The organism is Vibrio sp. 1401 (assembly GCF_033340295.1).
The window spans coordinates 1-944 of sequence record NZ_JAWOWF010000173.1 but is presented as its reverse complement, the minus strand read 5'-3'; the positions used below and the strand labels follow the sequence as shown (position 1 = coordinate 944).

At 42.8% G+C, this 944-nt stretch carries 1 protein-coding gene; it reads left to right on the top strand.

Annotated elements, in window-relative coordinates:
• A partial coding sequence (locus R7Z77_RS24350; RefSeq protein ID WP_318136929.1) for a hypothetical protein occupies window positions 1-764 on the top strand: 764 nt, incomplete at its 5' end.
• Between the last annotated feature and the right edge of the window lie 180 nt (window positions 765-944).

The window sequence follows — 944 nt, the reverse complement described above, 5'->3', positions numbered from 1 at the left end:
ACAACCTTAAAAATATCATTTTAGGTTCAGGTGGTTCTTCCGCGCCCTGGTTGACTACTCAGTTTAACTGGCATTCACTCTACCCTACTGAGTACTCAATGCTGAGATCTGACTTTTTGACGCTTGATCCAAAACTACACGAGTTAAAAGAGTATCTGGGTGATAGCCTCAAACAAATGCAGTGGGATAAATATGCAAAACTGTCCTCAGAGCAGCAAGCATTGTTCCTTGAAATCGTAGGTTTTGATCAAAATTGGCTGCAAGTAGAATATGACAAGAGTCCACTGGCTAACTTTGTATTCACGGGGACGACTACCTGGGCCGGTGGTGAAGAGAAAGAGTTCTACGCCAAGCAACAGGTTAATATCATCAATAATGCTATCAACGAAACCAGCCCTTACTATATTGGTAAGGAGCATGACCTGTTCTTCAAAGGGCATCCTCGCGGTGGTGTTATCAATGACATCATTATTAGCAGTTTTGATAATATGGTGAACATTCCGTCAGCCATCTCTTTCGAAGTCCTGATGATGACAGATATGCTGCCTGATACTATCGCCGGTGTGGCCAGCTCTTTGTATTTCACTATTCCAGCGGAAAACATCAAATTCATCGTTTTCACTTCATCCGAAGAGATCACCGATCGTGAACAAGCATTAAAGAGCCCACTGGTTCAGGTCATGATGACTCTGGGCATTGTGAAAGAAGAAAACGTTCTCTTCTGGGCCGATATGCCTGATTGCAGCAGTGGAACCTGTATCTAATCCAGTTTTAAAAGGCCCTTCGGGGCCTTTTTTCATGCTTCAATCTCAATTGCAGCGTGTGACCAGATTCAAACTCCCTGAAAAAGAGATTACTGATACTTGATTCAAATCAGGGTTTCCAACTGCTGGAGCTGCTCCGCTAAATCGTTGTATAGATTCACAAATTCCTTTTGTTGTATT